At 44.7% G+C, this 530-nt stretch carries 1 protein-coding gene; it reads left to right on the top strand.

Features of this window, described 5'->3' with window-relative positions; genetic code table 11:
• On the top strand, window positions 1-216 hold a 216-nt coding region (locus ACP5SL_RS05890), incomplete at its 5' end, for a TIGR00304 family membrane protein (protein ID WP_428228342.1).
• Between the last annotated feature and the right edge of the window lie 314 nt (window positions 217-530).

The following is a 530-nucleotide window of genomic DNA, read 5'->3' on the forward strand; positions in this document are numbered from 1 at the left end:
GTCATAATGGGAGCCTTCCTCTACATGTTCATGAAATCTCCAAGCAGCAGCTCAGAAGTTCAGGGAGGAGGGATCATATTTATAGGCCCGATCCCTATCATATTCGGGAGCAGCAAGAATATAACGAGATCCCTCCTCATCGTGGCGATGGTCATAAGCTTAGTTCTAATAGTGGTCTACATCCTCTCATTTTTGAGAGGATCCGGTTATCTCTGACCTCCTTCCTGCCTTAAAAGGCGAGGCTTTCAGCTGTAATTCCGTCATAGGTGAACCTGGTATTACTCTTATAAGGCAACTTTTTGAAATTCTCAAATAACTTTTTATTAAAAGGCGATCTCATTTTAAATTGCTCAGCCCAATTTTAGGTGTGGTTTTTGATCGAGCAGGAAGAAAAGACCGTCGTTGGAAGCGTATACGATAGAGTTAAGATGTTGCTTTTGAACTACGGCTCGAAGGCAGAGGAGGTCATGCTTGCTGCATTGAAGAGGGCGGAGGAGCTCGATGCGAATGGCAACGGATTCAGGTTCGGG

Origin of the sequence: Fervidicoccus sp., from assembly GCF_049967375.1 — an archaeon.
Lineage (GTDB): Archaea > Thermoproteota > Thermoprotei_A > Sulfolobales > Fervidicoccaceae > Fervidicoccus > Fervidicoccus fontis.